Below are 26,971 nucleotides of genomic sequence, written 5' to 3' on the forward strand. Positions count from 1 at the left end.
GGCAGTAGCCATATTGTCACGGAAGACGAACGGTCGACCCGCAAGAGTTGGCGACCGACACCATAACGCTTCGATAAGAATAAGGCGCGATCAGCCCGACGGTTGAACGGAGCCACGGCGAGACAGGGGACTAGGGAACATGACGCGATTGCAACGAATGAGTCTGCTGGGGCTGGCGGCAGTCGGTAGCCTGATGGCGAATGTGGCGATGGCTGCGTCGTCGCTGCAGGACCTCAACTTCACCGCCCTCGGGGGCGACCGTATGGAGCTCAAGCTCGACTTCGTCGGCGGAGTGCCGGAGGTCAAGGGCTACCGTATCGAGACGCCGCCGCGCATCACCATCGACCTCCTGGATACCAGCAGCCAGCTCGACAAGCGTCGCTTCGATCTGGGGCTCAGCGGCGTAGACGAACTGGTGGCGCTGGAGGCCGGCTCGCGCACGCGTCTGGTCATGAAGCTCAACCAGTCCAAGCCGTACGTCACGCGCACCGAGGGCAACAGCCTCTACGTCATCATCGGCGAGCAGGGCGGTGCGCCGGGCGCTCAGCCTGCGGCTGCCTCCCAGGCGAACGCCACCAATGTGCCGCCGGACAATCGTGCCCTGGAAGTGGCCAGCGAGCCGGCCGTCAGTGGCATCGATTTCCGTCGTGGCACGGACGGCGAAGGTCGTGTCGTGATCAACTTCAACCGCTCCAACGTCGAGTCGCGCGTCACCGAGCGTGGGCGCAAGATCTACGTCGACATCAAGGGCGTGAAGCTGCCGCCGGAGATGAATCAGGTGCTGGATGTCGGCGATTTCGCCACGCCGGTGACGCGTATCGATCCGCAGCGTACCCGTGATGGCGTGCGCATGGTGGTGGATGCCAGTGGCTACTACACCCAGCTTGCCACCCAGGCAGGCAACGAGCTGGTGCTCGAGGTCAAACCGCTGACGCGTGAAGAGCAGGCGGAGCGCATCAAGGACAAGTTCCCCTACACTGGCAAGAAGATCTCGCTCAACTTCCAGAACATCGAAGTGCGCTCCGTGCTGCAGATCATCGCTGACTTCACGGGGCTCAATCTGGTCGCCAGTGACAACGTCACCGGCAACGTGACCCTGAACCTGAAGGAAGTGCCCTGGGATCAGGCGCTGGATCTGGTGCTCAAGTCCAACGGTCTGGCCAGTCGTCGCATGGGCAACGTGCTGATGGTCGCGCCGGCCGAAGAGTTGGCGGCACTGGAGCGCAAGGAGCTCGAGGCGAACCAGCAGGTCAAGGAGCTGGCGCCGATGACCACCGAATACATCCAGGTGCGTTATGCCAAGGCGGCGGATCTGGCGGCGTTGCTGCGCGGTGAAGGCGGGATCGGTCTGCTGTCCGAGCGGGGTCGCGTGATGGTCGATGAGCGCACCAACACCATGCTGATCCAGGATACCCGCGATACGCTCGAGTCCATTCGCGGCACGCTGGAATATCTCGATATCCCGGTGCGTCAGGTGCAGATCGAGGCGCGCATCGTCATCGCGCGCAGCAGCGTCTCCAGCGAGATCGGTGTCAACTGGGGGCTTTCCAACAGCAGCAACGGCAAGTTCGGCCTGGAAGGCGCGTCGACCGGTACGACCAGCAACGGTGGTCTGAGCGTAGATCTGGGGGATGACAGCAGTCCGGGAAGCACCTTCAGCTTCGGTTACCTGTCCGGCGATATCCTGCTGGACCTGGAGCTCTCGGCGCTGGAAAGCGAAGGCAAGAGCCAGACCATTTCCCAGCCCAAGATCATCACCGCCAACCAGAAGAAGGCCGTCATCAAGCAGGGTCAGGAAATTCCCTACGAGGAGGCGACCTCCAGCGGTGCGACCAACATAGAGTTCAAGGAAGCGGTGCTGGCATTGGAAGTGACGCCGCAGATCACGCCTGACAACCGCATCATCATGGATCTGTTGATCAACAATGACGATGTCTCCGATGACAGCTTCAATGGCGAACCGGCCATCGATACCAATGAAATCGAGACGCAGGTGCTGGTCAATGACGGCGAAACCGTGGTGCTGGGCGGCATTCTGACCTCCGAGCAGATTCGCAGCGTCTTCAAGACGCCCTTCCTCGGGGACCTGCCGGTGATCGGGAATCTGTTCCGCTATACCGAAGAGTCCAACGAGAAGGTAGAATTGCTGGTATTCATTACCCCGAAGATCATCGAGGACGGCCTGGCGGTGCGCTGATGCATGTGATTCCCAACGTATTCCTTGTTGGCCCCATGGGGGCCGGCAAGAGCACTATCGGCCGCCTGCTGGCGGCCGACTTGCATCGTGAATTTTGCGATAGCGACCATGTGATTGAAGACCGCTGCGGAGCCAGCATTCCGTGGATTTTCGACGTCGAGGGCGAGTCCGGCTTTCGTGAGCGTGAGCAGGCTGTCATCGATGAGCTGACCTCGCTCAGGGAAGTCGTGATGGCCACCGGTGGTGGCGCCATCATGGCGGAGGCCAATCGGCGCGTACTGCGCGAACGCGGCACTGTCGTGTATCTCTACGCGCCTGTCGAACAGCAGCTCAAGCGAGCCGGCCGTGATCGCAATCGTCCGCTGTTGCAGCAGGATGACCCCGGGCGGGTGCTCAAGCGCCTGTTCGAGTTGCGTGACCCGCTCTACCGCGAGACGGCCGATATCATCGTGCGTACCGATCGGCGCAGCCCTCGGGCGGTCACCAACGAGATCCGTCGCCGCATCAAGGCGCTGGCGGACCCGTTGCACGCCCCTGGCTAGTCTCATCAGCGGCTGGTGGCCCTGGCGGGCATCAGTCGCTGTCATCTGTTTCGCCCAAGGAGAATTCTGATGTCCCTGGCACCTGCTCATCGTCTTGATGTCGCGCTTGGCGAGCGTAGTTACCCCATTCATATCGGGCCGGGCCTGACCGCACGTGGTGATCTGATTCGGGAGCACCTTGCGGGGCGTCAGGTGATGATCGTCACCAACACCGTGGTGGCACCGCTGTATCTGGACGCACTGAAGGCCTCGTTGGGCGAGGGACTCGATATCCGCGAGGTCATTCTCGACGACGGTGAGCAGACCAAGCACATGGCCAGCATCGGCCTGATCTGGGATGCCCTGCTCGAGGCCGGCTTCAATCGCCGCTGCACCTTGATCGCCCTCGGTGGTGGCGTGATCGGTGACATGACCGGCTTCGCGGCGGCCTGCTATCAGCGGGGCGCAGCCTTCATCCAGGTGCCGACCACGCTGCTGTCGCAGGTGGATTCCTCGGTGGGCGGCAAGACCGGCGTCAATCATCCGCGCGGCAAGAACATGCTGGGCGCCTTCTGGCAGCCGCGTCTGGTGCTGATCGATACCGCAAGCCTCAAGACATTGCCGCAGCGTGAGCTGTCAGCGGGCATGGCCGAGGTCATCAAGTATGGTCTGCTGTGGGATGAAAGCTTCCTGAGCTGGCTGGAAGACAACATGACGGCCTTGATGGCGCTGGACGAGACCCTGCTCGGTGAAGCCATTCGCCGCAGCTGTGCCATCAAGGCGGATGTCGTGGCGCAGGACGAGACCGAGCAGGGCGTGCGTGCGCTGCTTAATCTGGGTCACACCTTCGGGCATGCTATCGAGACGGACCAGGGCTATGGCGTCTGGCTGCACGGTGAAGCCGTCGGCACCGGCATGCTGATGGCGGCTGAGCTTTCGGCGCGCATGGGCTGGCTGTCGAGTGCGGATGTGGAGCGTGTCTCGCACATCATTGCCAAGGCGGGCCTGCCGCTGGCGGCTCCGGAAGATATGGGTGTCGAGGACTTCCTCAAGCACATGCAGCTGGACAAGAAGAATGTCGATGGCCGTCTGCGCCTGATCCTGCTTGAGCGCATCGGCCGAGCGGTGATTACCGAAGAGGCGCCAGCCGGCGTGCTGGCCGACATGCTGGAGCACTGGCCACGCAGCTCTCGCTGACATCCCGGCCAGCCATCGGCTGGTTCATGGGCGCTGCACGACCACGCAAGCCGTCACCCTTTGGGTGGCGGCTTTTCTTTTGGCCGGTGTCAGCGCGCCGTGACGGAGTCATTGGTGGAGCGTGATTCCTGAATTGGTATGCCGTATGCGTAATCGGTATGGGGTAAATCGAATAAAAACGCTGTTTTTTATTTAACCAATACTAAAGTTGCAAGGCGAAATTCATGAGGCATGTCTACCCGCTAAGCGCTTGAGCCTACAGGGTTTTTTGGTTGAATGTTCTTCTAACCTTCGGTTTTGTCAGGTTTTTTTGGTCGATGGGCGACCTGTGGAGAATTGCGCAGGCGGGAAGCTGGGGGATATGCTCGAGGGAAATCTGGCGTCGTGTAGCGACACTGATGGCGCCACTATCGGCAGGTATAAAAATAAAGATAACCGATAACTATAACCGGGAAAATGCTTGAAAAAAAGCATCTGGACACATGATTTCTCCGTGAGGCACGCCCCATGAACAAAGGTCTCCACCATCCGGGAGAGTTCCGCGACAACTGCGGCTTCGGTCTGATCGCCCATATGGAAGGGCAGGCGAGCCACGAACTCCTGCAGACCGCCATTGAATCCCTGACCTGCATGACCCACCGTGGCGGGATTGCCGCTGACGGCAAGACCGGCGATGGCTGTGGCCTGCTGCTCAAGATGCCGGACGGCTTCATGCGCCAGATCGCTCGAGAAACCCTCGGGCTGGAACTGGGCGCCCGCTATGCCGTTGGCACGCTTTTCCTGCCCGATGATGACGCGCGTGAACAGTCCGCGCGTGACGCCTTCGAGTCGGCGCTGAGCGCGCGCAATCTCGAGGTGCTGGGCTGGCGCGACATGCCGGTAGATGACAGCGTGTGCGGCCCGATGGCCCGCGACTGCCTGCCGCGCATCCGTCAGGTCTTCGTCGGCGCCGCCGACGAGCGCACTGACATCGCCTTCAATGTCGATCTGTTCATGGCGCGTCGCTATGCCGAGCAGGCGCTGAAGAGTGAAGAGGACTTCTACGTCTGCTCGCTTTCCGGCAAGGTCATCTCCTTCAAGGGCCTGGTGATGCCGGAAGATCTTCCGCGCTTCTACAAGGACCTGGGCGACCCGCGCCTCGAGACTGCGATCTGTGTCTTCCACCAGCGCTTCTCGACCAACACCGCGCCGCGCTGGCCGCTGGCCCAGCCGTTCCGCTTCCTCGCCCACAACGGCGAGATCAACACCATCGAGGCCAACCGCGGCTGGGCCAACGCGCGCAAGGAGAACTTCGTCTCCGAGCAGCTGCCCGAGATCGCCGAGCTGGACGAGATCGTCAACACTGTCGGCTCCGACTCCTCCAGCATGGACAACATGCTGGAAGTCCTGCTGACCGGTGGCATGGATATCTATCGCGCCATCCGCATGATGGTGCCGCCGGCGTGGCAGAACGTCGAGCAGATGGACTCCGATCTGCGTGCCTTCTACGAATACAACTCCATGCACATGGAGGCCTGGGACGGTCCGGCGGGCATCGTGCTCACCGACGGTCGCCACGCCGTGTGCATGCTGGACCGCAACGGCCTGCGTCCGGCGCGTTGGGTCATAACGCGCAATGGTTTCATCACCCTGGCCTCCGAGATCGGCACCTACGATTACAAGCCGGAAGATGTCGTCGCCAAGGGGCGCGTCGGGCCGGGGCAGGTGCTGGGTGTCGATACCGAGACCGGTGAAGTGCTGCACACCGATCAGGTCAGCGAGCGCCTCAAGGGCGCGCATCCCTACAAGCGCTGGCTGCGTGAGAACGCCAACTATCTCGAGTCAGCACTGACCGAGCTGGCGCGTTTTCAGCCGATGGATGCCGATCAGCTGGACGTCTACCAGAAGATGTTCCAGGTCAGCTTCGAGGAGCGCGATCAGCTGCTGCGCCCGCTGGCCGAGAGCGGTCAGGAGGCGGTCGGCTCGATGGGCGATGACACGCCGATGGCCGTGCTGTCGCGCCAGAACCGCGTGCTGACCGACTACTTCCGTCAGAAGTTTGCCCAGGTCACCAACCCGCCGATCGATCCGCTGCGCGAAGCGATCGTGATGTCGCTGGAGACCTGCTGTGGCGCCGAGCTCAACATCTTCGACGCGACGCCGGAGCACGCGCATCGCCTGATCCTGACCACGCCGGTGCTGTCACCGCGCAAGTTCAATGCGCTGGTCAATCACGAAGATCCGGCCTTCACCTCGCAGACGCTCAAGCTGCACTACGATCCGGCGCAGGATTCCCTCAAGCAGGCGCTCAAGGGCCTCTGTCAGCAGGCCGAGGAAGCGGCGCGCAATGGCAAGGTGATCCTGGTACTCAGCGACTGTGGCTTGAAGAAGGGGCAGCTGCCGATCCACGCCGCACTGGCGACTGGCGCCATCCATCATCACCTCGGTGCGCTGGCCCTGCGCCCGCGCGTCAACCTGGTGATCGAGACCGGCTATGCGCGTGACGCGCACCAGATGGCAGTGCTGTTCGGGGTCGGCGCCACGGCGGTCTACCCGTACCTTGCCTATCAGGTGATGGCTGACATGCATCGCACCGGCGAGCTGTCCGGCAACCCTGCTGATGCCCGCGAGAACTATCGCAAGGGCATGCAGAAGGGGCTCTACAAGATCCTGTCCAAGATGGGCATCTCGCACATCGGTTCCTACCGTGGCTCGCAGCTGTTCGAGGCGGTCGGTCTCAACAGTGAAGTCATGGACATGTGCTTCACCGGCATGGCCTCGCGCATCGAAGGCGCCGGCTTTGCCGAGCTGCAGTTCCAGCAGGAGCTGCTGGCCCGTGAAGCCTGGCTGCCGCGCAAGCGCATCAAGCAGGGCGGACTGGTCAAGTACGTGCATGGTGGCGAATACCACGCCTACAACCCGGATGTGGTGGTGAAGCTGCAGCAGGCCGTGCAGCAGGGTGACTACGGCAAGTGGAAGGAATTCGCGCGCCTGGTCAACGAGCGCCCGGTGGCGACCATTCGTGACCTGCTGACCCTCAAGCCGGTCGCCGAGCCGCTGCCGATCGAGGAAGTCGAGTCCGTCGAGTCCCTGTTGCCGCGCTTCGACAGTGCCGGCATGTCGCTTGGTGCACTGTCTCCCGAGGCACATGAAGCGCTGGCCCAGGCCATGAATGAGGCCGGTGGGCGCTCCAACTCCGGTGAAGGCGGTGAAGACCCGGCGCGTTACGGCACCGTGCGCTCCTCCAAGATCAAGCAGATCGCCTCCGGTCGCTTCGGTGTCACGCCGGCGTACCTGGTCAATGCCGAGGTACTGCAGATCAAGGTCGCACAGGGCGCCAAGCCCGGTGAGGGCGGTCAGCTGCCGGGCGGCAAGGTCAACGACCTGATTGCACGTCTGCGCTACGCCGTGCCGGGGGTGACACTGATCTCGCCGCCGCCGCACCACGATATCTATTCCATCGAGGATCTGGCGCAGCTGATCTTCGATCTCAAGCAGGTCAACCCGTCGGCGCAGGTCTCGGTCAAGCTGGTCTCCGAGCCGGGGATCGGCACCATCGCCACCGGTGTCGCCAAGGCGTACGCCGACCTGATCACCGTCTCCGGCTATGACGGTGGCACCGCGGCCAGCCCGATCACCTCGATCAAGCACGCCGGTTCCCCGTGGGAACTGGGGCTGCCCGAGGTGCATCAGGCGCTGCGCATCAACCAGCTGCGTCACAAGATTCGTCTGCAGACGGATGGTGGCCTCAAGACCGGCCTGGACGTGGTCAAGGCCGCGATCCTGGGCGCCGAGAGCTTCGGCTTCGGTACCGCGCCGATGGTCGCACTGGGCTGCAAGTACCTGCGTATCTGTCACCTGAACAACTGTGCCACCGGTGTCGCGACCCAGCACCAGGCGCTGCGTGACGAGCATTTCCGCGGCACCGTCGAGATGGTCAAGCACTACTTCCGCTTCATCGCCGAGGAAGTGCGCGAGCTGATGGCACTGCTGGGCGTGCGTCAGATCACCGACCTGATCGGTCGTACCGATCTGCTCGAAGTGCTGGAAGGTGAGACCAACGCGCAGCGTCGTCTCGACCTCACGCCGTTGCTGGGCAATGACTTCGTGCCCAAGGACGCGCCGCAGTTCTGCCAGGTCAGCCGCAACGAGCCGCATGATCCCGGTGCCAAGAACCTCGAGATGCTGGCCGCGATGGAATCTGCGATCGACAGCCGCAGCGGTGGCGAGTTCAGCTTCCATGTCACCAACTGCGATCGCTCGGTGGGCGCGCGTGTCTCGGGTGAAATCGCCAAGCGCTATGGCGAGGCCGGATTGGCGGGCTCGCCGCTCAAGGTCAGCCTGACCGGTGTGGCAGGCCAGAGCTTCGGTGTCTGGAACGCGCACGGACTCGAGATGCATCTGGAAGGCGACGCCAACGACTATGTCGGCAAGGGCATGAACGGCGGCAAGCTGACCATCGTGCCGCCGCGTGGTTCGCGCTTCGAGAGCCACAAGACTGCCATCATCGGCAACACCTGCCTGTACGGCGCGACCGGCGGGCGGCTGTATGCCGCGGGCACCGCCGGCGAGCGCTTCGGGGTGCGTAACTCCGGTGCGCACGCCGTGATCGAAGGCGCGGGTGATCACTGCTGTGAGTACATGACCGGCGGTCTGGTGTGCGTGCTGGGCGAGACAGGCGTCAACTTCGGTGCGGGCATGACCGGCGGCTTCGCCTACGTGCTGGACGAGAATCGCGACTTCGTCGACAAGTACAACCACGAGCTGGTGGAAATCCACCGCATCAATACCGAAGCCATGGAGGCCTATCGTCGCCATCTGCGCGAAGTCATCGAGGAATATGTGGCCGAGACCGGCTCCGAGCGCGGGCGCGACATCCTGCGTGATTTCCCTGACTTCGTGCGTCACTTCTGGTTGGTCAAGCCGAAGGCGGCAAGCCTCAACGGCCTGCTGGACCAGTCACGGCGTCAGCCGGAGTGATCGCACCCCTCACCCCAGCATGCCTCGGGTGAGGGCCCGCACCGCGACGGTGCCCGGATTTTGAAGGAGGATTCATCATGGCCAATCAGCTCGCCAACGACTTCCAGTTCATCGATGTGGGTCGTCAGGACCCGCAGAAGAAAGATGCTCGCGTGCGCGCACGTGAGTTCAACGAGATCTATGCCGAGTTCAAGCCGGTAGAAGCCGCCAGCCAGGCACATCGCTGCCTGGGCTGTGGCAACCCCTACTGTGAGTGGAAGTGCCCGGTACACAACTACATTCCCAACTGGCTGAAGCTGGTCTCCGAGGGCAATATCCTTGAAGCCGCCGAGCTTTCGCACCAGACCAACTCGCTGCCGGAAGTCTGTGGTCGCGTCTGCCCGCAGGACCGTCTCTGCGAGGGCGACTGCACCCTGAATGACGGCTTCGGTGCCGTCACCATCGGCTCGGTGGAGAAGTACATCACCGACACCGCCTTCGCGATGGGCTGGCGCCCCGACATGTCCAAGGTCAGCTGGACCGACAAGCGCGTCGCCATCATCGGTGCAGGCCCGGCGGGTCTCGGTGCCGCCGATATCCTGGTGCGCAATGGCGTGCGTCCGGTGATTTATGATCGCCATCCGGAAATCGGCGGTCTGCTGACCTTCGGTATCCCGGAGTTCAAGCTCGAGAAGGGCGTGATGACGCGCCGCCGCGAGATCTTCGAAGAGATGGGCATGGAGTTCCGTCTCAACGTCGAGGTCGGGCGTGATGTGACCTTCGATGCGCTGCTCGAGGAATACGATGCCGTCTTCCTCGGTATGGGTACCTACAACGCCATGAGTGGCGGCTTCCCGGGCGAGGATCTGCCGGGCGTGCACAAGGCGCTCGACTTCCTGATCGCCAACGTCAATCACTGCCTGGGCTTCGAGAAGGACCCGGCGGATTACGTCTCCATGGAAGGCAAGAAGGTCGTGGTGCTCGGCGGCGGTGATACCGCGATGGACTGCAACCGCACCTCCATCCGCCAGGGCGCGGAAAGCGTGACCTGTGCCTACCGTCGTGACGAGGCCAACATGCCGGGCTCACGTCGTGAGGTGACCAATGCCCGCGAAGAGGGCGTCGATTTCCTCTTCAACCGTCAGCCGGTGGCAGTGGTCGGCGATGGCAAGGTCGAAGGCGTCAAGGTCGTGCGCACCCGCCTGGGTGAGCCGGATGCCAATGGTCGTCAGCGTCCGGAAGTGGTGCCGGGTTCCGAAGAGATTCTGCCGGCGGATGCCGTGGTCGTGGCCTTCGGCTTCCAGGCAAGCCCTGCGCCGTGGTTCGCCGACTTCGACATCGCCGTCGATGAGCGTGGCCGCATCGCGACCAGCGCCGAGCGTCATGCCTTCCAGACCACCAATGCCAAGGTGTTCGCTGGCGGTGACATGGTGCGCGGCTCCGATCTGGTGGTGACCGCCATCGATGAAGGTCGCCGTGCCGCTGAAGGGATTCTTGATTTCCTGGAAGTGTAAGGGTCATGTGACGTCACGCATCAGGCCCGCCACGGCGGGTCTGATGCGTTATGGCGGGTGCATCGGATGGCGACGCGAGATGGGCAGGTGGTGGCATTCAAATTGAGCCGGAGCAGCCTTTCCGCTAGACTGGCGACCCATCCTGATCCGTTCCCCCGGATCTCTCCTACAGCTCACGTTTTCGGCAGGTTTCCATGACACGATTTATCTTCGTGACGGGCGGCGTTGTGTCCTCGCTTGGCAAGGGCATCGCATCCGCTTCGCTGGCGGCTATTCTCGAGGCCCGTGGCCTCAAGGTCACCATCCTCAAGCTGGATCCGTACATCAACGTCGATCCGGGCACCATGAGCCCGTTCCAGCACGGCGAAGTCTTTGTCACCGAAGATGGCGCGGAAACCGACCTCGACCTCGGTCACTACGAGCGTTTCATCCGCTCGCGCATGACCCAGGGCAACAACTTCACTACCGGTCGCGTCTACGAGCACGTGCTGCGCAAGGAGCGCCGCGGTGACTACCTCGGCGGAACAGTGCAGGTCATCCCGCACATCACCGACGAGATCAAGCGTCGCGTGATCGCCGGCGGTGAAGGCTATGACGTCGCACTGGTCGAGATCGGCGGTACCGTGGGTGACATCGAGTCGCTGCCGTTCCTGGAGTCCATCCGTCAGCTGCGTGCGCAGCTGGGTGGCGAGCGTGCACTCTTCATGCACCTGACGCTGGTGCCGTACATCAAGACGGCCGGCGAGACCAAGACCAAGCCGACCCAGCACAGCGTCAAGGAGCTGCGCTCCATCGGTATCCAGCCGGATATCCTGATCTGCCGCAGCGAAGTCGAGATCGAGGAAAGCGAGCGTCGCAAGATCTCGCTGTTCACCAACGTCGAAGAGCGTGCCGTCGTCTCCCTGCAGGATGCCGACACCATCTATCGCATTCCGTTGATGCTCCACGAAGCCGGCCTCGACGAGATCGTCTGCGACAAGTTCCGCCTGGAGGCCAAAGAGGCCGACATGTCCGAGTGGGTCGCGGTGCTCGACGCCAAGCTCAACCCGCTCAAGACCATCAACATCGCGATGGTCGGCAAGTACATGGAGCTGCTCGACGCCTACAAGTCGCTGAACGAGGCGCTGATCCACGCCGGTATCCAGGGGCGTGTGAAGGTCAACGTCGACTTCATCGACTCCGAGGAAATCGAGCGCAACGGCACCGACCGTCTGATCGGCAAGGACGCGGTGCTGGTACCGGGCGGCTTCGGCGAGCGTGGCGTGGAAGGCAAGATCGCCACTGCGCGCTTCGCGCGTGAGAACAAGGTGCCGTATCTGGGCATCTGCCTGGGCATGCAGGTTGCCGTCATCGAGTTCGCGCGTAACGTGGCAGGCTGGAGCGATGCCAACTCCACCGAGTTCACCCATGACACCCAGCACCCGGTGGTCGGTCTGATCACCGAGTGGCTGACGCCGGAAGGCAAGATCGAGACCCGCGACGCGGCGTCTGATCTGGGCGGCACTATGCGCCTCGGCGGCCAGGCCTGCAGCCTGCTCAACGGCTCCAAGGCGCATCAGGCCTATGGCAGCGACGAGATCGTCGAGCGTCACCGTCACCGCTATGAGGTCAACGACCAGTTCGTGCCGGCCCTTGAAGAAGCGGGCCTGATCTTCTCCGGTCGCAGCGTCGACAACTCTCTGGTCGAGATGGTCGAGCTGCCGGATCACCCGTGGTTCGTGGCATGTCAGTTCCACCCGGAATTCACCTCCACGCCGCGTGATGGCCATCCGCTGTTCACCGGCTTCGTGAATGCCGCGCTCAATCACAAGGCGGCGCGTACTCGCGGCGAGTGATAGGGTGTTGAGCGGGCGCCACCTCGGGTGGCGCCCGTAGGTCTTCTCCGCGGTGGTTGCATGTCTTGATGTTCGCCAGAGCATCATCAGGCAGACTGCCGATGGACAACGATTTGATGGACGGTGCAGAGATGAGCAACGAACAACGCATGATCGGATTTGCGGGTCTGCAAGTCGCCAACGATCGTCCGATGACGCTTTTCGGTGGCATGAACGTGCTCGAATCGCGGGAGCTGGCGCTGGAAGTCGCCGAGCAGTATGTCGAAGTGACGACACGCCTGGGCATGCCGTACGTCTTCAAGGCCAGCTTCGACAAGGCCAATCGCAGCTCCATGCACTCCTACCGTGGTCCCGGGATGGAGAAGGGGCTCGAGATTCTGGCCGAGATCAAGTCGCGCTTCGGTGTGCCGATCATCACGGACGTGCATGAGCCGCATCAGGCGGCAGCCGTGGCGGAAGTGGCCGATGTCATCCAGCTGCCGGCCTTCCTGGCGCGGCAGACGGACCTGGTCGTGGCCATGGCGCGCACCGGCGCCGTCATCAACGTCAAGAAGCCGCAGTTCCTCGCGCCGCACGAGATGCGCCATGTCGTCGCCAAGTGCGGTGAAGCGGGCAATGACCGGATTCTGCTGTGCGAGCGTGGCTCCAGCTTCGGTTACAACAACCTGGTGGTCGACATGCTCGGCATGGCCGAGATGAAGGATAGCGGCCTGCCGGTATTGTTCGATGTCACCCACTCGCTGCAGCGCCCGGGCGGGCGAGCCGATTCCGCTGGCGGGCGTCGTGAGCAGGTCTTCGATCTGGCACGCTCCGGTGTCGCATTGGGGCTGGCGGGTCTGTTCCTCGAAGCGCATCCGGACCCGGACAACGCCAAGTGTGACGGCCCCTGCGCCTTGCCGCTGGATCAGCTCGAACCCTTCCTGCGCCAGCTGCAATCGCTGGATGCACTGGTCAAGGGCTTCGCGCCGCTGGACATTCGTTGAGCAGGACTACTGGCCGTTCACCCCTGTGTGAGCGGCCTTTTTGCACTATGGGCAAGATGCCCGTCGTGGTGTTTCAATCCCCCGTGTAGAGGACGACACAAGATGGCCAATATCGTCGAAATCCGCGCCCTTGAGGTGCTCGATTCCCGTGGTAACCCGACCGTACAGGCCGAGGTCGTGCTGGAGGGTGGCCAACGCGCCAGTGCCTGCGCTCCTTCCGGTGCCTCCACCGGTTCGCGTGAAGCGCTGGAATTGCGTGATGGCGACAAGAGCCGTTATCTGGGCAAGGGCGTGCTGAAGGCAGTCGAAGCCGTCAATGGCGCGATCCGCGAGCGCCTCGTGGGCATGGATGCACTCGACCAGCGCGCGCTGGACGATGCCATGCTGGCGCTGGACGGTACCGAGAACAAGGAATCGCTGGGTGCCAACGCGATTCTTGCCGTCTCTCTGGCGGCTGCCAAGGCGGCAGCGCAGGCCAAGGGCATCGAGCTCTACGCTCACATCGCTGAGCTTTACGGCCAGCCAGGCCAGTACTCCATGCCGGTGCCGATGATGAACATCATCAACGGCGGTGAACATGCCGACAACAATGTCGACATCCAGGAGTTCATGGTCCAGCCGGTCGGCGCGCCGACCTTCCGTGAAGCACTGCGCACCGGCGCCGAGATCTTCCACGCGCTGAAGAAGGTGCTGCAGGGTCGCGAGCTGAGCACCTCCGTGGGTGATGAAGGTGGCTTTGCACCGAACCTGGCGTCCAACTCCGAAGCACTGGCCGTCATCAAGCAGGCCGTCAGCGATGCAGGCTACACCCTGGGCACCGATGTGACCCTGGCGCTGGATTGCGCGTCTTCCGAGTTCTACAAGGACGGTCAGTACAACCTGTCCGGCGAAGGCAAGAGCTTCGACGCACGTGGTTTCGTCGACTATCTGGCCGGCCTGGCCGCGGAATATCCGATCGTCTCCATCGAAGACGGCATGGATGAGTCCGACTGGGAAGGCTGGAAGATGCTGACCGACGAGTTGGGCGACAAGGTGCAGCTGGTCGGCGACGATCTGTTCGTCACCAATACGCGCATCCTGAGCCGTGGTATCGATGAAGGCATCGGCAACTCCATCCTGATCAAGTTCAACCAGATCGGCTCACTGTCCGAGACCCTGGATGCGATCAAGATGGCGCAGGCCGCCGGCTTCACCGCGGTCATCTCCCACCGCAGTGGCGAGACCGAAGACACCACCATCGCCGACCTCGCCGTCGGTACCTGTGCTGGCCAGATCAAGACCGGCTCTCTGTGCCGCTCTGACCGTGTCGCCAAGTACAACCGTCTGCTGGTGATCGAGCAGCAGCTGGGTGACGTGGCTTACAACGGCCTGAAAGAGATCAAGGGTCAGTAATCGCCTGTGATGTGAGGGCTCAGCGCCCAGCATCGCAGAGGTAACTTGCAACGGGGTCGTGCCTTCTGGCACGGCCCCGTTGTGCATTGCAGGCGATGATTGAGTGCGTTTGAGGGGGATGCAGGAAACAGGCCGTTTTCAGGCACTGATTTCGTGTAAGCCATCTCTTACAAATCCCGCAGGACAATCGAGACACTGGCTGCGAGTCGCCTGCGGACATGAACGTATGTTCTTCAATATCTATTTGATTTTATTGATGATATTTTCTTTGACGGCCTGTTCAGATATAGCGGGTTAAGCGGTTTGGCTAGTTGCCTCGCCGGCGAATGCTGCCCAGAATGGCTGCATGGACGTGAGGGTGCGGCGGGACACCGCAGTCTCGGCAGGATGCCAACGGGATGATCAGAAAAGACTTGATGGCGAGACAGGACGTTTCGCCCCGCTGAGCAGGACGCTCGGCGGAAAAGGACCTGACATGGACGTCGGTAGCAGAGAGCTGCATATCTTCGCTTGAAGGAGTCAGGCGAGAAATGCTAGGGAAGCAAGGATAGCGGGCATGACACCGGAGTGTGTCAGGATCAGGATGATCCGTCGGCGATGGGAAGCGCCACACAGGCAGGAAGCACGATAACGACACGGAGTGTCGAAGAGCCCCAGGCTCTGATATGCAGTCAGGAAGCTTGCCCTTCACAGGAAGTGACGGATGACGGGACATCATCCGCGTCAGGAATGATGGGGCAGAAAGCGGCAGCATCAAGTGGCAGGAAGCCACGACAAGGATGGTCGGACAAGGAATGTCGTGAGGCTGTCAGCTGCACAGGCAGGGAGCGGTACAGGCAGGACGCCGGGCAATGCATGGGCAGGACAGCAGGACAGGCAAATATCTGCACTAACGGGCATTGCGGTGGGACAGCTGCGCGAGCAGTGCTGCAATGCCCGCCACGCGTGACGGTGCGCCCCGAATGACAGGATGTCGTGAAGGGCAGGGACAGCACTCAGGAGTGCGATCCAGGATGGATCGACAGGGACACGCTTGGAGCGGGCGACCTTACGGGGTCGCCCTTTTTTATGCCCGGATGTCAGGGGGCTGAGCTCCTGACATGAGCTTGAGTCTCCGACTTCAGGCACCGACTTCAAGCATCAGAGACAGAAACGGCAGCGGCTCCCGAGGGAATCGCTGCCGTTTCTGTCGTGAGACCCGGGCTTGCCCGGTCAGGGCGGGCAAGCCGCTTGCCACGTGAGATGCGGGTTGCTTGAGGGGCTTACTGCTCCAGATACTCAAGCTTGCCATCGACACCATCCCACTTCTCGGCGTCTTCCATGGCGTCCTTCTTCTCGCTGATGTTCGGCCAGACTTCGGCCAGATCGGCATTCAGCTCGATGAATTCCTTCTGGTTCTCCGGCACTTCATCTTCGGAGAAGATGGCTTCGGCGGGGCATTCCGGCTCACACAGCGCGCAGTCAATGCACTCATCCGGGTTGATCACCAGGAAGTTCGGGCCTTCGTAGAAGCAATCCACCGGGCAGACTTCCACGCAGTCGGTGTATTTGCAGCGAATGCAGTTCTCGGTGACGATGAATGCCATGCAGGTCTCCTGACGCGGATTGGCGTCTCTCTCGTAGGTCGTGGTCCAGGCGCCCACCATGTGTCATCTCGGCGACATCATGGTCTTCAGGTTATAAGCGGCGCAGATGTTATAAGGCGTTATTCTAGTGGCGCTCTGCCGCCCCCGCAATCAGCAGGGGCGGATCGTTTTGGAATGGTGCTATGCCCGAAGGTTGCTGTCGAGCCTTGCCGCGCATTCTCGGGCCTTGCCACTCATTCTCGGGCCGGGCACGCCAACGCTGGCTCGGTGTGACGGCGCTCAGCGCTGACGGTGCCATTCGTAGATCAGCTCCAGCGCTCGCTTGGGGCTCAGATCATCCGGGTCTAGGCCATTGAGGGCCTCGACAACCGGATGCGGCGGTGCCGCGAACAGGTCATTCTGCTGCGGTACCGGCTGGCCCAGCGCATCCTCGCGCGCCACCTGCGGACGATCGACTTCCTGCTGCTCCAGGCTGGTCAGCTTCTCGCGCGCGCGCAGGATGACGCTCTGCGGCACCCCGGCCAGCTGGGCCACCTGCAGGCCATAGCTCTGGCTGGCAGGGCCTTCCTCGACACGGTGCATGAAGACGATGCCATCGCCGTGCTCAGCGGCCGTCAGGTGCACGTTGGCGACGGCATCGGCATGCTCGGGCAGCGCCGTCATCTCGAAGTAATGGGTCGCGAACAGGGTGAAGGCACGCGTGCGCGCCAGATGCTCGGCGCTGGCCCATGCCAGTGACAGGCCATCGAAGGTCGAGGTGCCGCGGCCGATTTCATCCATCAACACCAGGCTCTCATCAGTGGCGTTATGCAGGATGCTGGCGGTCTCGGTCATCTCGACCATGAAGGTCGAGCGGCCGCCGGCCAGGTCATCCGAGGAGCCGATGCGCGTGAAGATGCGGTCCAGCGGGCCGATGCAGGCGCGCGACGCCGGCACGAAGCTGCCGGTATGCGCGAGCAGAGCGATCAGTGCCGTCTGGCGCATGTAGGTGGATTTACCGCCCATGTTGGGGCCGGTGATCACCAGCATGCGCCGCGCATCATCGAAGCGCACATCGTTGGGAACGAAGGGATGATCGCTGACATGCTCGACCACCGGGTGGCGTCCGCCTTCGATATCGATGCCCGGGGTCTCGCTGAGTTCGGGGCGCACGAAATCGAGCGAGGCAGCGCGATCGGCGAAGGCGGTCAGCACATCCAGTGACGCCAGTGCGCGGGCCGTCTGCTGCAGGCCATCCAGTTCGGTATTCAGGTCATCCAGCAGGTGCTCGTACAGCAGCTTCTCGCGCGCCAGTGACTTGGACTTGGCAGACAGCGCCTTGTCCTCGAACTCCTTGAGCTCGGGGATGATGAAGCGCTCGGCATTCTTGAGGGTCTGGCGACGGATGTATTCCGGCGGGGCCTCGGCCGATTGCGAGCGCGGCAGCTCGATGAAGTAGCCATGCACGCGGTTGTAGCCGACCTTGAGGTTGCTCAGGCCGGTGCGCTCGCGCTCGCGGGTCTCGAGTGCGACCAGATACTGGCCGGCGTTCTCGGACAGGCCGCGATACTCGTCCAGCTCATCGTCGTAGCCATCGGCGATCACGCCACCATCGCGCAGCACCACCGGCGGATTCTCGACCAGCGCCTCGCTGAGCATCGCGGAAAGTGCCGGGAACAGGCGGATGGCATCGCGCAGGTCATCGATGGCGCTGCCTTTTTCGACGCTGGCGAGCACGGCGCGCAGCTCGGGCAGAGTGTTGAGGCCATCGCGCAGGCGTGCCATGTCACGGGGGCGTGCGCTGCGCAGCGCGACACGGGCGAGGATACGCTCCACATCGCCGATGCGCTTGAGCAGGCCTTGCAGCTCGAAGGGGTAGTCGCCATCCAGCAGACGTTGCACCGCCGCCTGACGCTGGCCGATCTGGAGCTGATCGCGCAGCGGGCGGTTGAGCCAGCGCTTGAGCAGGCGTGAACCCATCGCGGTCGCGGTGACGTCCAGCACGCTGGCCAGCGTGTTGTCGCTGGTGCCGCCCAGGTTGGTGTCGATCTCGAGGTTGCGACGGCTGGCGGCATCGATCACCACCGAGTCATCGCGGCTCTCGACGGCCAGCGCGGTCACGTGGGGCAGGCCGGTACGCTGGGTGTCGCGAGCGTAGTCGAGCAGGGCACCGGCTGCCGTGACGGCGCGCGTCAGGTGGCTGCAGCCGAAGCCGTTGAGGTCCTGGACGCCGAACTGATCGCACAGCAGGCGCAAGGCAGTCTCGTGATCGAAGTGCCAATCGCTCTGGCGGGTCAGGCCCGGGCGCGAGGCCAGGCTGGCGGGGAGGGTACGGCTTTCGCCGACCATGACTTCGGCAGGCGACAGACGCTGGATCTCGGCCAGCAGCTCGTCATCACCATTGACCTCGAGCACGCTGAAGCGACCGGAGGAGAGCTCGAGAGCGGCCAGGCCCCAGGTCTCGCCATCACGATGCAGCGCCACCAGCAGGTTGTCGCGGCTGGCATCCAGCAGCGCCTCATCATGCAGCGTTCCCGGGGTGACGATACGTACCACCTTGCGCTCGACAGGCCCCTTGCTGGTCGCCGGGTCACCGATCTGCTCACAGATGGCTACCGATTCGCCCATCTTGACCAGGCGTGCCAGATAGCCTTCGGCGCTGTGGTAGGGCACCCCTGCCATGGGGATCGGGGAACCGCCGGAGCTGCCGCGCGCCGTCAGCGTGATATCGAGCAGTTGTGCTGCGCGCTTGGCGTCCTCATGAAACAGTTCATAGAAGTCGCCCATGCGATAGAACAGCAGCACGCCGGGGTGCTCGCGTTTGATCTTCATGTACTGCGTCATCATCGGCGTCATCTGGGGCGCGCTGTTCTTGGCCATGGCCATGGACTTCCTTGACTGCACTGCAATGGGAAAAAGCACACATGCGAGAGCACGGCATGCGGGATGCGCGATATTCTACGGACTGGCGCGGCCGGCTCCAATGCCTGTGATGTCTCATGCTCGCTGCCCTTTTCACCCGATGACCTCCACAAGGAGAAAGTTCGTGAGCCGATTGACTGGTACGACCCCCGAGGCTGCGTGCGCGAATGCCCTGGCTGAGCAGTTGCAGGCGTTGGCAGTCGCGCGCGGCGTGCGCATCACCACCGCCGAGTCGTGCACCGGGGGCGGGGTGAGTGCGGCGATCACGGCGATTGCCGGTAGCTCCAGCTATTTCGATGCGGGCTACGTGACCTATTCCAATGCCACCAAGCAGCGCCTGCTGGGGGTCAGTGAGACATCGCTTGAAACATTCGGTGCCGTCTCAGAGGCGGTCGTGTGCGAGATGGTGCGGGGCGCCTGTCGCGAAAGTGGCGCTGAGCTGGGGGTGGCGATCAGCGGTGTGGCCGGCCCCGGCGGGGGAAGTGACGAGAAGCCCGTCGGCACCGTATGGCTGGCGTGGGGGAGCGAGGCGCGCCAGCAGGCACGCTGCTGTCACTTTCCCGGCGACCGGCAGGCCGTGCGCGACGCCGCGGTGCGGGAGGCATTGCAGGGCTTGATCGAGCGCGTGGAGGCCTTGCAGATCGGCACCGAAGACGCATGAGCCCGATGCAAGCCCCGCGTTGAGGGTGCTGCCTGAAAAAGCGCATCACCGGACTGGCAGAGTGACGCAACTTGCGGCATTATACTGTCCATGTATACAGGGTTTTGCCACGACACCTCAGCCGCTAGTCTGACGGTGTCTGCTCAGCTCTCAGTGATAGAATTCTCTATTCCAGGTGGCAGCCCGTGTGGCTCCGCCGTTCGACAGGAGGCCACATGGCAAAGGACGACAATCGTACCAAGGCGCTGAACGCGGCGCTGTCCCAGATCGAGCGCCAGTTCGGCAAGGGCGCCGTCATGCGCATGGGCGATGCCCCGCGTGTGGCCATCCCGTCGGTTTCCACCGGTTCTCTGGGGCTGGATATCGCACTCGGCATCGGCGGCCTGCCCTTCGGGCGCGTGGTCGAGATCTATGGCCCGGAATCCTCGGGCAAGACGACACTGACCCTCTCGGTCATCGCCCAGGCGCAGAAGCAGGGCAAGGTCTGTGCCTTCATCGATGCCGAGCACGCACTGGATCCGTCCTACGCCGAGAAGCTGGGCGTCAATCTGGACGAGATGCTGGTCTCCCAGCCGGACACCGGTGAGCAGGCGCTCGAGATCGTCGACATGCTGGTACGCTCCGGCGGCGTTGACGTCATCATCGTCGACTCCGTGGCGGCACTGACGCCGCGTGCCGAGATCGAAGGCGAGATGGGCGACTCCCACGTCGGCCTGCAGGCGCGTCTGATGTCCCAGGCGCTGCGCAAGGTGACCGGTCACATCAAGAACGCCAACTGCATGGTGGTGTTCATCAACCAGATCCGCATGAAGATCGGCGTGATGTTCGGTAGCCCCGAAACCACGACTGGCGGTAACGCACTGAAGTTCTACTCCAGTGTGCGTCTGGATATCCGTCGCACCGGTTCCGTGAAGTCCGGTGATGAAGTCACCGGTAACGAGACCCGCGTCAAGGTCGTCAAGAACAAGGTCGCGCCGCCGTTCCGTCAGGCCGAGTTCCAGATTCTCTACGGCAAGGGCATCTATCACGCCGGTGAGGTGATCGATCTGGGCGTGCAGTGTGGTCTGGTCGGCAAGTCAGGCGCCTGGTACAGCTATCAGGGCAGCAAGATCGGTCAGGGCAAGGCCAATTCCGCCCAGTACCTGGAAGACAATCCCGCCATCATGGAGGAGATTGAAACCCAGATCCGTGCCCAGTTGCTGGCAGCGCCGGAAGCCAAGGAAGAGCCGAAAGAGACCGCGGCCGCCGAGAGTGAAGACGACCTGGATATCGATCTCGACTGAGGTTCGTCCAGAAGAAAGAGCAAGAGCGCCAGCCGCCAGGCTGGCGTCATCGCACCGTGTCGTTTCCGACCCGGTGAGATGACCCCAAGGCGCCCGCCCCGATGACTCGGAGGCGGGCGCCTTGCGTTCACGTCCATCGATGTCCTTCTGCTCAACCCCGGGGAGCATGACCATGCACGATGACAGCGCTGAAATGGGTGGGCCTGAGTATCAACCGCTCGACTCAGGCGCGATGACGCCGCAACGGCGTGCGCGCAATGATGCCATCGCGCGTCTGGCGCGCCGCGAACATAGCCGCCGCGAGCTGCACGACTATCTCAAGGAGCGTGACTACCTGCGGGCGGTCAGCGATGACGAGTTGGCAGAGCGGCAAGCCGCTGGCGAGGAGGGCGCACAGGCGGCCTTGAGTCGCGATGAGGTCGAGCTGCTGATCGAGGAGGTGCTGGAGCGCATGGCCGAGGAGGGCCTGCAATCCGATGAGCGCTTTGCCGCCAGCTTCCTGCGGACGCGAGTGCTGCGCGGGCAGGGGCCGAGGCGTATCCAGCAGGAGCTGCGCCAGCGTGGTATCGATAGCGAGACGCTCAATGCCGTGATGCGTGCCGCCAGTGACCCGACGCCGGATGCCTTCGGTCATGTCGAGGCGGTGGATTTCTTCGAGCTGGCGCGCGAGACGCTGGCCAGGCGCTTCTCCGGCCCCGGCGAGGGGCACAAGGAGCGCGCACGGCGCGAGCGCTTTCTGCTCCAGCGCGGCTTCGACTATGAGCAGCTGCGCTATGCCATGGAGTCCGCCTGGAGTGATGAGGGGGAGGAAGGCTAGCTGGCGGGCGACTGTTTGGCTCTCATGACGCGCAAACCGGCGCTTCAGGACATTTCCCCCCCTTTAGCTTGCGCGAACAGGCGTTATACTAGGTCGTCTTGCGACGGCACGGGGCAGGCGCCTTCTTTCATGCTTTTCATTGCACCTCCATGCATACCCACATGGATGAATATGCAGAAACCATGCGGAAGTCATGCAGAAGACCCCCGGAGCGTCTTTACGCACATCGCTACGGAACCTCTATGAAAAGCGCAGAAATCAGAAACGCCTTCCTGACCTATTTCGAGAAGCAGGGCCATACCATCGTTCCCACCAGCTCCCTGGTGCCGAACAACGACCCGACCCTGCTGTTCACCAACGCCGGCATGGTGCCCTTCAAGGATGTCTTCCTGGGCCGTGATCCGCGTGGCTACAGCCGTGCGACCTCTGCGCAGCGCTGCGTGCGCGCCGGTGGCAAGCACAATGACCTGGACAACGTCGGCTATACCGCCCGTCACCACACCTTCTTCGAGATGCTGGGCAACTTCAGCTTCGGCGACTACTTCAAGCGCGAAGCCATCCAGTTTGCCTGGAAGTTTCTGACCGAAGAACTCGGCCTGCCGAAGGAGAAGCTGTGGGTCACCGTGCACGTCAGCGATGATGAAGCCCGTGACATCTGGTTCAACGAGGTCGGCATCGATCAGAACCGCTTCTCGCGTCTCGACGAGGACAACTTCTGGCAGATGGGCGACACCGGCCCGTGCGGCCCGTCCTCCGAGATCTTCTATGACCACGGCGAAGATGTCGCCGGTGGCCCGCCGGGCAGCCCGGACGAGGATGGCGATCGCTACATCGAGATCTGGAACCTGGTCTTCATGCAGTTCGACCGTGACGCCGAGGGCACGCTGCACCCGCTGCCCAAGCCGTCCATCGATACCGGCATGGGCCTGGAGCGTGTCGCGGCCGTGATGCAGGGCGTGCACTCCAACTACGAGATCGATCTGTTCCAGAATCTGCTGGCCGCCGCGGCCGAGATCATCGGTCACGACAACATCGCCACGCCGTCACTGCGCGTGGTGGCTGACCACATCCGCTCGTGTGCCTTCCTGATCGCCGATGGCGTGCTGCCCTCCAACGAAGGCCGTGGCTACGTGCTGCGTCGCATCATCCGTCGCGCCGTGCGTCACGGTCACAAGCTGGGGGCGCGTGGCAGCTTCTTCTACAAGCTGGTCGCGGCTCTCGACAGCGAGATGGGCGATGCCTATCCGGAACTGCGCGCCGCACGCGAGCAGATCGAACGTGTGCTGCTCAAGGAAGAAGAGCAGTTCGCGCGTACGCTGGAACATGGCATGAAGCTTCTGGAAGAAGCCATCGCTGACCTCGAGGGCAATACCCTCGACGGCGAGACCATCTTCAAGCTCTACGACACCTACGGCTTCCCGTATGACCTGACCGCCGACATCTGCCGCGAGCGCGAGCTGATCCTCGATGAGGCAGGTTTCCAGGCGGCCCTGGAAGCACAGCGTGATCGCGCCCGTGCCGCCAGCAACTTCGGCGGCGACTACTCCGCCAACCTGGTGCTGGAAGGCGAGACCGTCTTCACCGGTTACGACCAGCTGGAAGGGGAAGCCACCGTCACCTCGCTGTTCGACGCCGAAGGCAATGCCGTCGAGCAGCTCGAGGTGGACACCAAGGGCATCGTGGTGCTCGATACCACCCCGTTCTACGGCGAGTCAGGCGGCCAGGCCGGTGACACCGGTTATCTGCATCTGGATGGTGGCCGCTTCCAGGTCAGCGATACCCAGAAGCAGACCGGCCATCACCTGCACCACGGTGTGCTGATCGAAGGCGCTCTCAAGGTCGGTGACAAGGTGCGTCCGCAGGTCGATGCCGAGCTGCGCGCGGCTTCCGTGCGCAACCACTCCGCCACGCACCTGCTGCACGAAGCGCTGCGTCTGGTGCTGGGCGAGCACGTTCAGCAGAAGGGCTCGCTGGTCACGGCCGAGCGTCTGCGCTTCGACTTCAGCCACTTTGAGGCGATGACGGCCGAGCAGCTGTCCGAGGTCGAGCGCATCGTCAACGCGCAGATCCTGGCCAACGCCGAGACCACCATCGAGTTCATGAGTCTCGATGAGGCCAAGGCGCGCGGCGCAGCGGCACTCTTCGATGCCAAGTATGGTGAGGAAGTCCGCGTGCTGACCATCGGTCAGGATGCCTTCTCCATCGAGCTGTGCGGCGGGACTCACGTCAAGCGCAGCGGCGACATCGGCCAGATGCACATTCTCGCCGAGACCGGCATCGCGTCCGGCGTGCGTCGTATCGAGGCCATCACCGGTCGCGCCGCGCGTGACTTCCTGCTCGCGCAGGAAGCGACTCTGGCTCGCCTCGGTGAGCGTCTCAAGGCCAAGCCGGAGCAGGTCGAGGAGCGCGTCGGCAGCCTGCTGGAGCGCAACCGCGGCCTCGAGAAGGAGCTTGAACGCCTCAAGGCCAAGCTGGCGTCCGCTTCGGCCAGCGACATGCTCAGCGACATCGCCAATGTCCAGGGCATCAAGGTGCTGGCCAAGCAGGTCGAAGGCGTCTCCGGCAAGGAGCTGCGTGGCCTGATGGATGACCTCAAGTCCAAGCTCGGCTCCGGCATCCTGGTGCTCGGCGTCGCGGACGGTGACAAGGTCAGCCTGATCGCCGGTGTCACCGACGACCTGACCTCGCGCGTCAAGGCGGGTGACCTGGTGCGCCACGTGGCCGAGCAGGTCGGTGGCAAGGGTGGCGGTCGTGCTGACATGGCCCAGGCCGGTGGCAGTGACGCCGCCTCGCTTCCGGGCGCACTGGCCGGTGTGCCATCATGGGTAGACGCCCAGCTGGGCTGACAGTACAAGATGAAGGCCGGGCTCCTCTTGGGGAGACCCGGCCTCTTTTTGGGCTCACATGAGCTTCATGTGGGGACAACGCAAACGGACACGGATAACGGAAACGCACATGGCGCTATACGTTCAGAAGTTCGGAGGCACTTCGGTCGGCTCGGTGGAGCGGATCAAGGCCGTCGCCGAGAAGGTCAAGCGATTCCGCGATGAAGGCCATCAGATTGTCGTGGTCGTCTCTGCCATGAGTGGCGAGACCAACCGACTGATCGGTCTCGCCAGCGAGATCAATGATGACCCGACACCGCGCGAGATGGACATGCTGGTCTCCACTGGCGAGCAGGTCACCATTTCCCTGCTGGCCATGGCGCTGCAGAAGATCGGCGTCGACGCGACCTCCTACACAGGGGCGCAGGTGGGAATCCGCACCGATAGCGCGCACACCAAGGCGCGTATCCAGCACATCGATACCGATGACCTGCGTGAAGACCTCGACGATGGCAAGGTGGTCGTGGTGGCAGGCTTCCAGGGTGTCGATGAAGAGGGCAACATCACGACGCTGGGTCGTGGTGGCTCTGACACCACCGGTGTCGCCCTGGCTGCCGCACTGAAGGCGGATGAGTGCCAGATCTACACCGATGTCGATGGTGTCTATACCACTGACCCGCGCGTGTGCTCCAAGGCACGTCGTCTGGAAACGGTGACCGTCGAGGAAATGCTGGAAATGGCGAGCCTGGGCTCCAAGATCCTGCAGATCCGTTCGGTGGAATTCGCCGGCAAGTACAATGTTCCCCTGCGTGTGCTGTCTTCCTTCGAGGATGGCCCGGGTACCCTGATCGTCGCTGAGGAAGAAGACAACATGGAAGAACCGCTGATCTCCGGCATCGCCTTCAATGTCAACGAAGCCAAGCTGACTCTGCTCAACACGCCGGATATCCCGGGTGTCGCTTCCAAGATTCTGGGCCCGATCGCCGATTCCAACATCGAAATCGACATGATCGTCCAGAACGTCTCTCCGGACGGCAATACCACTGACTTCTCCTTTACCGTCGCCAAGACCGACTTCAAGGCGACCCAGCGCATCCTGACCGAGACGGTGATTCCGTCCGTCGGTGGTGGTGAGATGCGCGGTGATGACAACATCGCCAAGGTCTCGCTGGTCGGTGTCGGCATGCGTTCTCACGCGGGTGTCGCCTCCAAGATGTTCCGCGTACTGGCGGAAGAAGGCATCAATATCCGCATGGTCTCCACTTCAGAGATCAAGATTTCCGTCCTGATCGACGAGAAATTCATGGAGCTGGCGGTTCGCTCTCTGCACACCGCTTTCGGCCTGGATGCAGAAGCGATCAGCGACGAGACTGCCTGAGTCTCACCACGGAGCGTGCAGCAAGGAAGTCGTAAAGACACCGACAATCAATGACTTGGCCAAGTCGTGAAGCGTCGGTGCCCAGGCCGGGGATGTTGGTCTGGCAGACGTGCGGCACGTGAAGTCGATAGCGCCCGATGCATTTTCTGTCATTCTTCTGAATGTCAGTCTGTGCATCGGGCGCTTTCATTCAACGTGTCTATCGGGTGTGATGAAGGTATGGCATTGGCCGTCGGAGCATGCATAGCGCATAATTCGAGCTTCATGCATCAGGGTGGTCGACTTGTCCCGGTCGATCGCCGCCTCCACATCCCGTTGAAGTCCCAGCTGTTTTGAATTTCTGACAAGGAGATCAGTCATGCTCATCCTGACCCGTAGAGTGGGTGAAACTCTGATGATTGGAGACGACATCACTGTCACCGTTCTCGGAGTGAAAGGTAATCAGGTGCGTATCGGTGTGAACGCGCCCAAGGACGTTGCCGTCCATCGAGAAGAGATCTATCAGCGCATCCAGCGTGAGAAAGAAGACAATGGCGATGCCATCGCCTGACGGCATGCTGCGCCTGCACGTCGCACGACCCTGCACGACCCGATGAACGCCAGCCATTGTCCCCATGGCTGGCGTTCGCGTGTGTGGGCCTGGCGCAGGCGAGGGTGGCCCGCCTACTTCATGAACAACGGCGTACTTACTCCATGAGCAGCGGCTCATGCGGGGTGATGAGAGGGTAGCTTGTTCAAGTCTGTGTTCCGTAAGGGAAAAATTTGGCTTTTTTCTCAAAAAGGGGGAGACAAGCCGATTCTGGTTCGGTAATATGCCCGCTCCCTCGAACGAGACGCGACGACAGGCTAGCCATCGTCATGTTCTGGTTCATGCGGGGAGATTGCTTGGGGGCGCGCAGCCTCGAGCCTGTTGTCGAGTGGTGATGAGATGTTCAGCATCGAA

Annotated in this window: 16 protein-coding genes; 14 read left to right on the forward strand and 2 right to left on the reverse strand. The window is 62.5% G+C overall.

Annotated features, from left to right (window positions below):
• Positions 1-139 precede the first annotated feature (139 nt).
• The 8 genes from QD208_RS04590 to eno all read left to right on the forward strand — a co-directional run bounded on the left by QD208_RS04590 (position 140) and on the right by eno (position 14,577).
• Entirely contained in the window at positions 140-2,197 is a 2,058-nt protein-coding gene (locus QD208_RS04590; RefSeq protein WP_279835898.1) for a type IV pilus secretin PilQ family protein, read from the forward strand.
• A complete protein-coding gene (gene aroK, locus QD208_RS04595) occupies positions 2,197-2,739 on the forward strand; it encodes a shikimate kinase AroK (RefSeq protein ID WP_054556506.1) in 543 nt (180 codons plus the stop codon). The genes QD208_RS04590 and aroK overlap by 1 nt, the downstream gene beginning before the upstream one ends.
• 69 nt (positions 2,740-2,808) lie before the next feature.
• Positions 2,809-3,915: a 3-dehydroquinate synthase gene (aroB, locus tag QD208_RS04600; RefSeq protein WP_054556505.1), complete on the forward strand. Its 1,107-nt coding sequence runs from the start codon at positions 2,809-2,811 to the stop codon at positions 3,913-3,915.
• Positions 3,916-4,422: 507 nt separating this feature from the next.
• Entirely contained in the window at positions 4,423-8,874 is a 4,452-nt protein-coding gene (gene gltB / locus QD208_RS04605) for a glutamate synthase large subunit (protein ID WP_054556504.1), read from the forward strand.
• A gap of 77 nt (positions 8,875-8,951) precedes the next feature.
• A complete protein-coding gene (locus tag QD208_RS04610; protein WP_043332950.1) occupies positions 8,952-10,367 on the forward strand; it encodes an FAD-dependent oxidoreductase in 1,416 nt (471 codons plus the stop codon).
• Positions 10,368-10,561: 194 nt separating this feature from the next.
• Positions 10,562-12,202, forward strand: coding sequence for a CTP synthase (locus tag QD208_RS04615; protein WP_043332948.1), 1,641 nt, complete (start codon positions 10,562-10,564; stop codon positions 12,200-12,202).
• Between the two features lie 131 nt (positions 12,203-12,333).
• Positions 12,334-13,185 carry a 3-deoxy-8-phosphooctulonate synthase gene (kdsA, locus tag QD208_RS04620; protein WP_279835900.1) on the forward strand — a complete coding sequence of 284 codons (852 nt, stop codon included), beginning with the start codon at positions 12,334-12,336 and terminating at the stop codon, positions 13,183-13,185.
• Between the two features lie 102 nt (positions 13,186-13,287).
• Positions 13,288-14,577: a phosphopyruvate hydratase gene (gene eno / locus QD208_RS04625; RefSeq protein WP_043332946.1), complete on the forward strand. Its 1,290-nt coding sequence runs from the start codon at positions 13,288-13,290 to the stop codon at positions 14,575-14,577.
• 1,262 nt (positions 14,578-15,839) lie between these two features.
• Here the strand turns inward: eno and fdxA are convergent.
• Both fdxA and mutS read right to left on the reverse strand, forming a co-directional pair.
• Positions 15,840-16,163 (reverse strand): ferredoxin FdxA, encoded by a 324-nt coding sequence (gene fdxA / locus QD208_RS04630; RefSeq protein WP_043333067.1) that lies wholly within the window; start codon positions 16,161-16,163, stop codon positions 15,840-15,842.
• A gap of 279 nt (positions 16,164-16,442) precedes the next feature.
• Positions 16,443-19,022 carry a DNA mismatch repair protein MutS gene (gene mutS, locus QD208_RS04635; protein WP_153636588.1) on the reverse strand — a complete coding sequence of 860 codons (2,580 nt, stop codon included), beginning with the start codon at positions 19,020-19,022 and terminating at the stop codon, positions 16,443-16,445.
• Between the two features lie 214 nt (positions 19,023-19,236).
• On the opposite strand from mutS, the gene QD208_RS04640 reads away from it, so the two are divergent.
• The 6 genes from QD208_RS04640 to csrA all read left to right on the forward strand — a co-directional run bounded on the left by QD208_RS04640 (position 19,237) and on the right by csrA (position 26,578).
• Positions 19,237-19,725 carry a CinA family protein gene (locus tag QD208_RS04640; protein ID WP_225348181.1) on the forward strand — a complete coding sequence of 163 codons (489 nt, stop codon included), beginning with the start codon at positions 19,237-19,239 and terminating at the stop codon, positions 19,723-19,725.
• A 215-nt stretch (positions 19,726-19,940) separates the two neighbouring features.
• Complete coding sequence (gene recA, locus QD208_RS04645; protein WP_043332943.1) at positions 19,941-21,008, forward strand: recombinase RecA; 1,068 nt, start codon at positions 19,941-19,943, stop codon at positions 21,006-21,008.
• A gap of 232 nt (positions 21,009-21,240) precedes the next feature.
• Positions 21,241-21,825, forward strand: coding sequence for a regulatory protein RecX (locus QD208_RS04650; RefSeq protein WP_153636995.1), 585 nt, complete (start codon positions 21,241-21,243; stop codon positions 21,823-21,825).
• Positions 21,826-22,067: 242 nt separating this feature from the next.
• Complete coding sequence (gene alaS / locus QD208_RS04655) at positions 22,068-24,671, forward strand: alanine--tRNA ligase (protein WP_153636586.1); 2,604 nt, start codon at positions 22,068-22,070, stop codon at positions 24,669-24,671.
• Between the two features lie 109 nt (positions 24,672-24,780).
• Positions 24,781-26,028 (forward strand): aspartate kinase, encoded by a 1,248-nt coding sequence (locus QD208_RS04660; protein WP_043332939.1) that lies wholly within the window; start codon positions 24,781-24,783, stop codon positions 26,026-26,028.
• 358 nt (positions 26,029-26,386) lie between these two features.
• Positions 26,387-26,578 (forward strand): carbon storage regulator CsrA, encoded by a 192-nt coding sequence (gene csrA, locus QD208_RS04665; protein WP_043332937.1) that lies wholly within the window; start codon positions 26,387-26,389, stop codon positions 26,576-26,578.
• Positions 26,579-26,971: the final 393 nt, after the last annotated feature.

Source organism: Cobetia sp. 29-18-1 (genome assembly GCF_029846405.1).
Classification (GTDB): domain Bacteria; phylum Pseudomonadota; class Gammaproteobacteria; order Pseudomonadales; family Halomonadaceae; genus Cobetia; species Cobetia amphilecti.

Coding starts and splice junctions, on each gene's coding strand:
- QD208_RS04590 (WP_279835898.1), top strand. CDS start 140: ATGACGCGATTGCAACGAATGAGTCTGCTGGGGCTGGCGGCAGTCGGT.
- aroK (WP_054556506.1), top strand. CDS start 2,197: ATGCATGTGATTCCCAACGTATTCCTTGTTGGCCCCATGGGGGCCGGC.
- aroB (WP_054556505.1), top strand. CDS start 2,809: ATGTCCCTGGCACCTGCTCATCGTCTTGATGTCGCGCTTGGCGAGCGT.
- gltB (WP_054556504.1), top strand. CDS start 4,423: ATGAACAAAGGTCTCCACCATCCGGGAGAGTTCCGCGACAACTGCGGC.
- QD208_RS04610 (WP_043332950.1), top strand. CDS start 8,952: ATGGCCAATCAGCTCGCCAACGACTTCCAGTTCATCGATGTGGGTCGT.
- QD208_RS04615 (WP_043332948.1), top strand. CDS start 10,562: ATGACACGATTTATCTTCGTGACGGGCGGCGTTGTGTCCTCGCTTGGC.
- kdsA (WP_279835900.1), top strand. CDS start 12,334: ATGAGCAACGAACAACGCATGATCGGATTTGCGGGTCTGCAAGTCGCC.
- eno (WP_043332946.1), top strand. CDS start 13,288: ATGGCCAATATCGTCGAAATCCGCGCCCTTGAGGTGCTCGATTCCCGT.
- fdxA (WP_043333067.1), bottom strand. CDS start 16,163: ATGGCATTCATCGTCACCGAGAACTGCATTCGCTGCAAATACACCGAC.
- mutS (WP_153636588.1), bottom strand. CDS start 19,022: ATGGCCAAGAACAGCGCGCCCCAGATGACGCCGATGATGACGCAGTAC.
- recA (WP_043332943.1), top strand. CDS start 19,941: ATGGCAAAGGACGACAATCGTACCAAGGCGCTGAACGCGGCGCTGTCC.
- QD208_RS04650 (WP_153636995.1), top strand. CDS start 21,241: ATGACGCCGCAACGGCGTGCGCGCAATGATGCCATCGCGCGTCTGGCG.
- alaS (WP_153636586.1), top strand. CDS start 22,068: ATGAAAAGCGCAGAAATCAGAAACGCCTTCCTGACCTATTTCGAGAAG.
- QD208_RS04660 (WP_043332939.1), top strand. CDS start 24,781: ATGGCGCTATACGTTCAGAAGTTCGGAGGCACTTCGGTCGGCTCGGTG.
- csrA (WP_043332937.1), top strand. CDS start 26,387: ATGCTCATCCTGACCCGTAGAGTGGGTGAAACTCTGATGATTGGAGAC.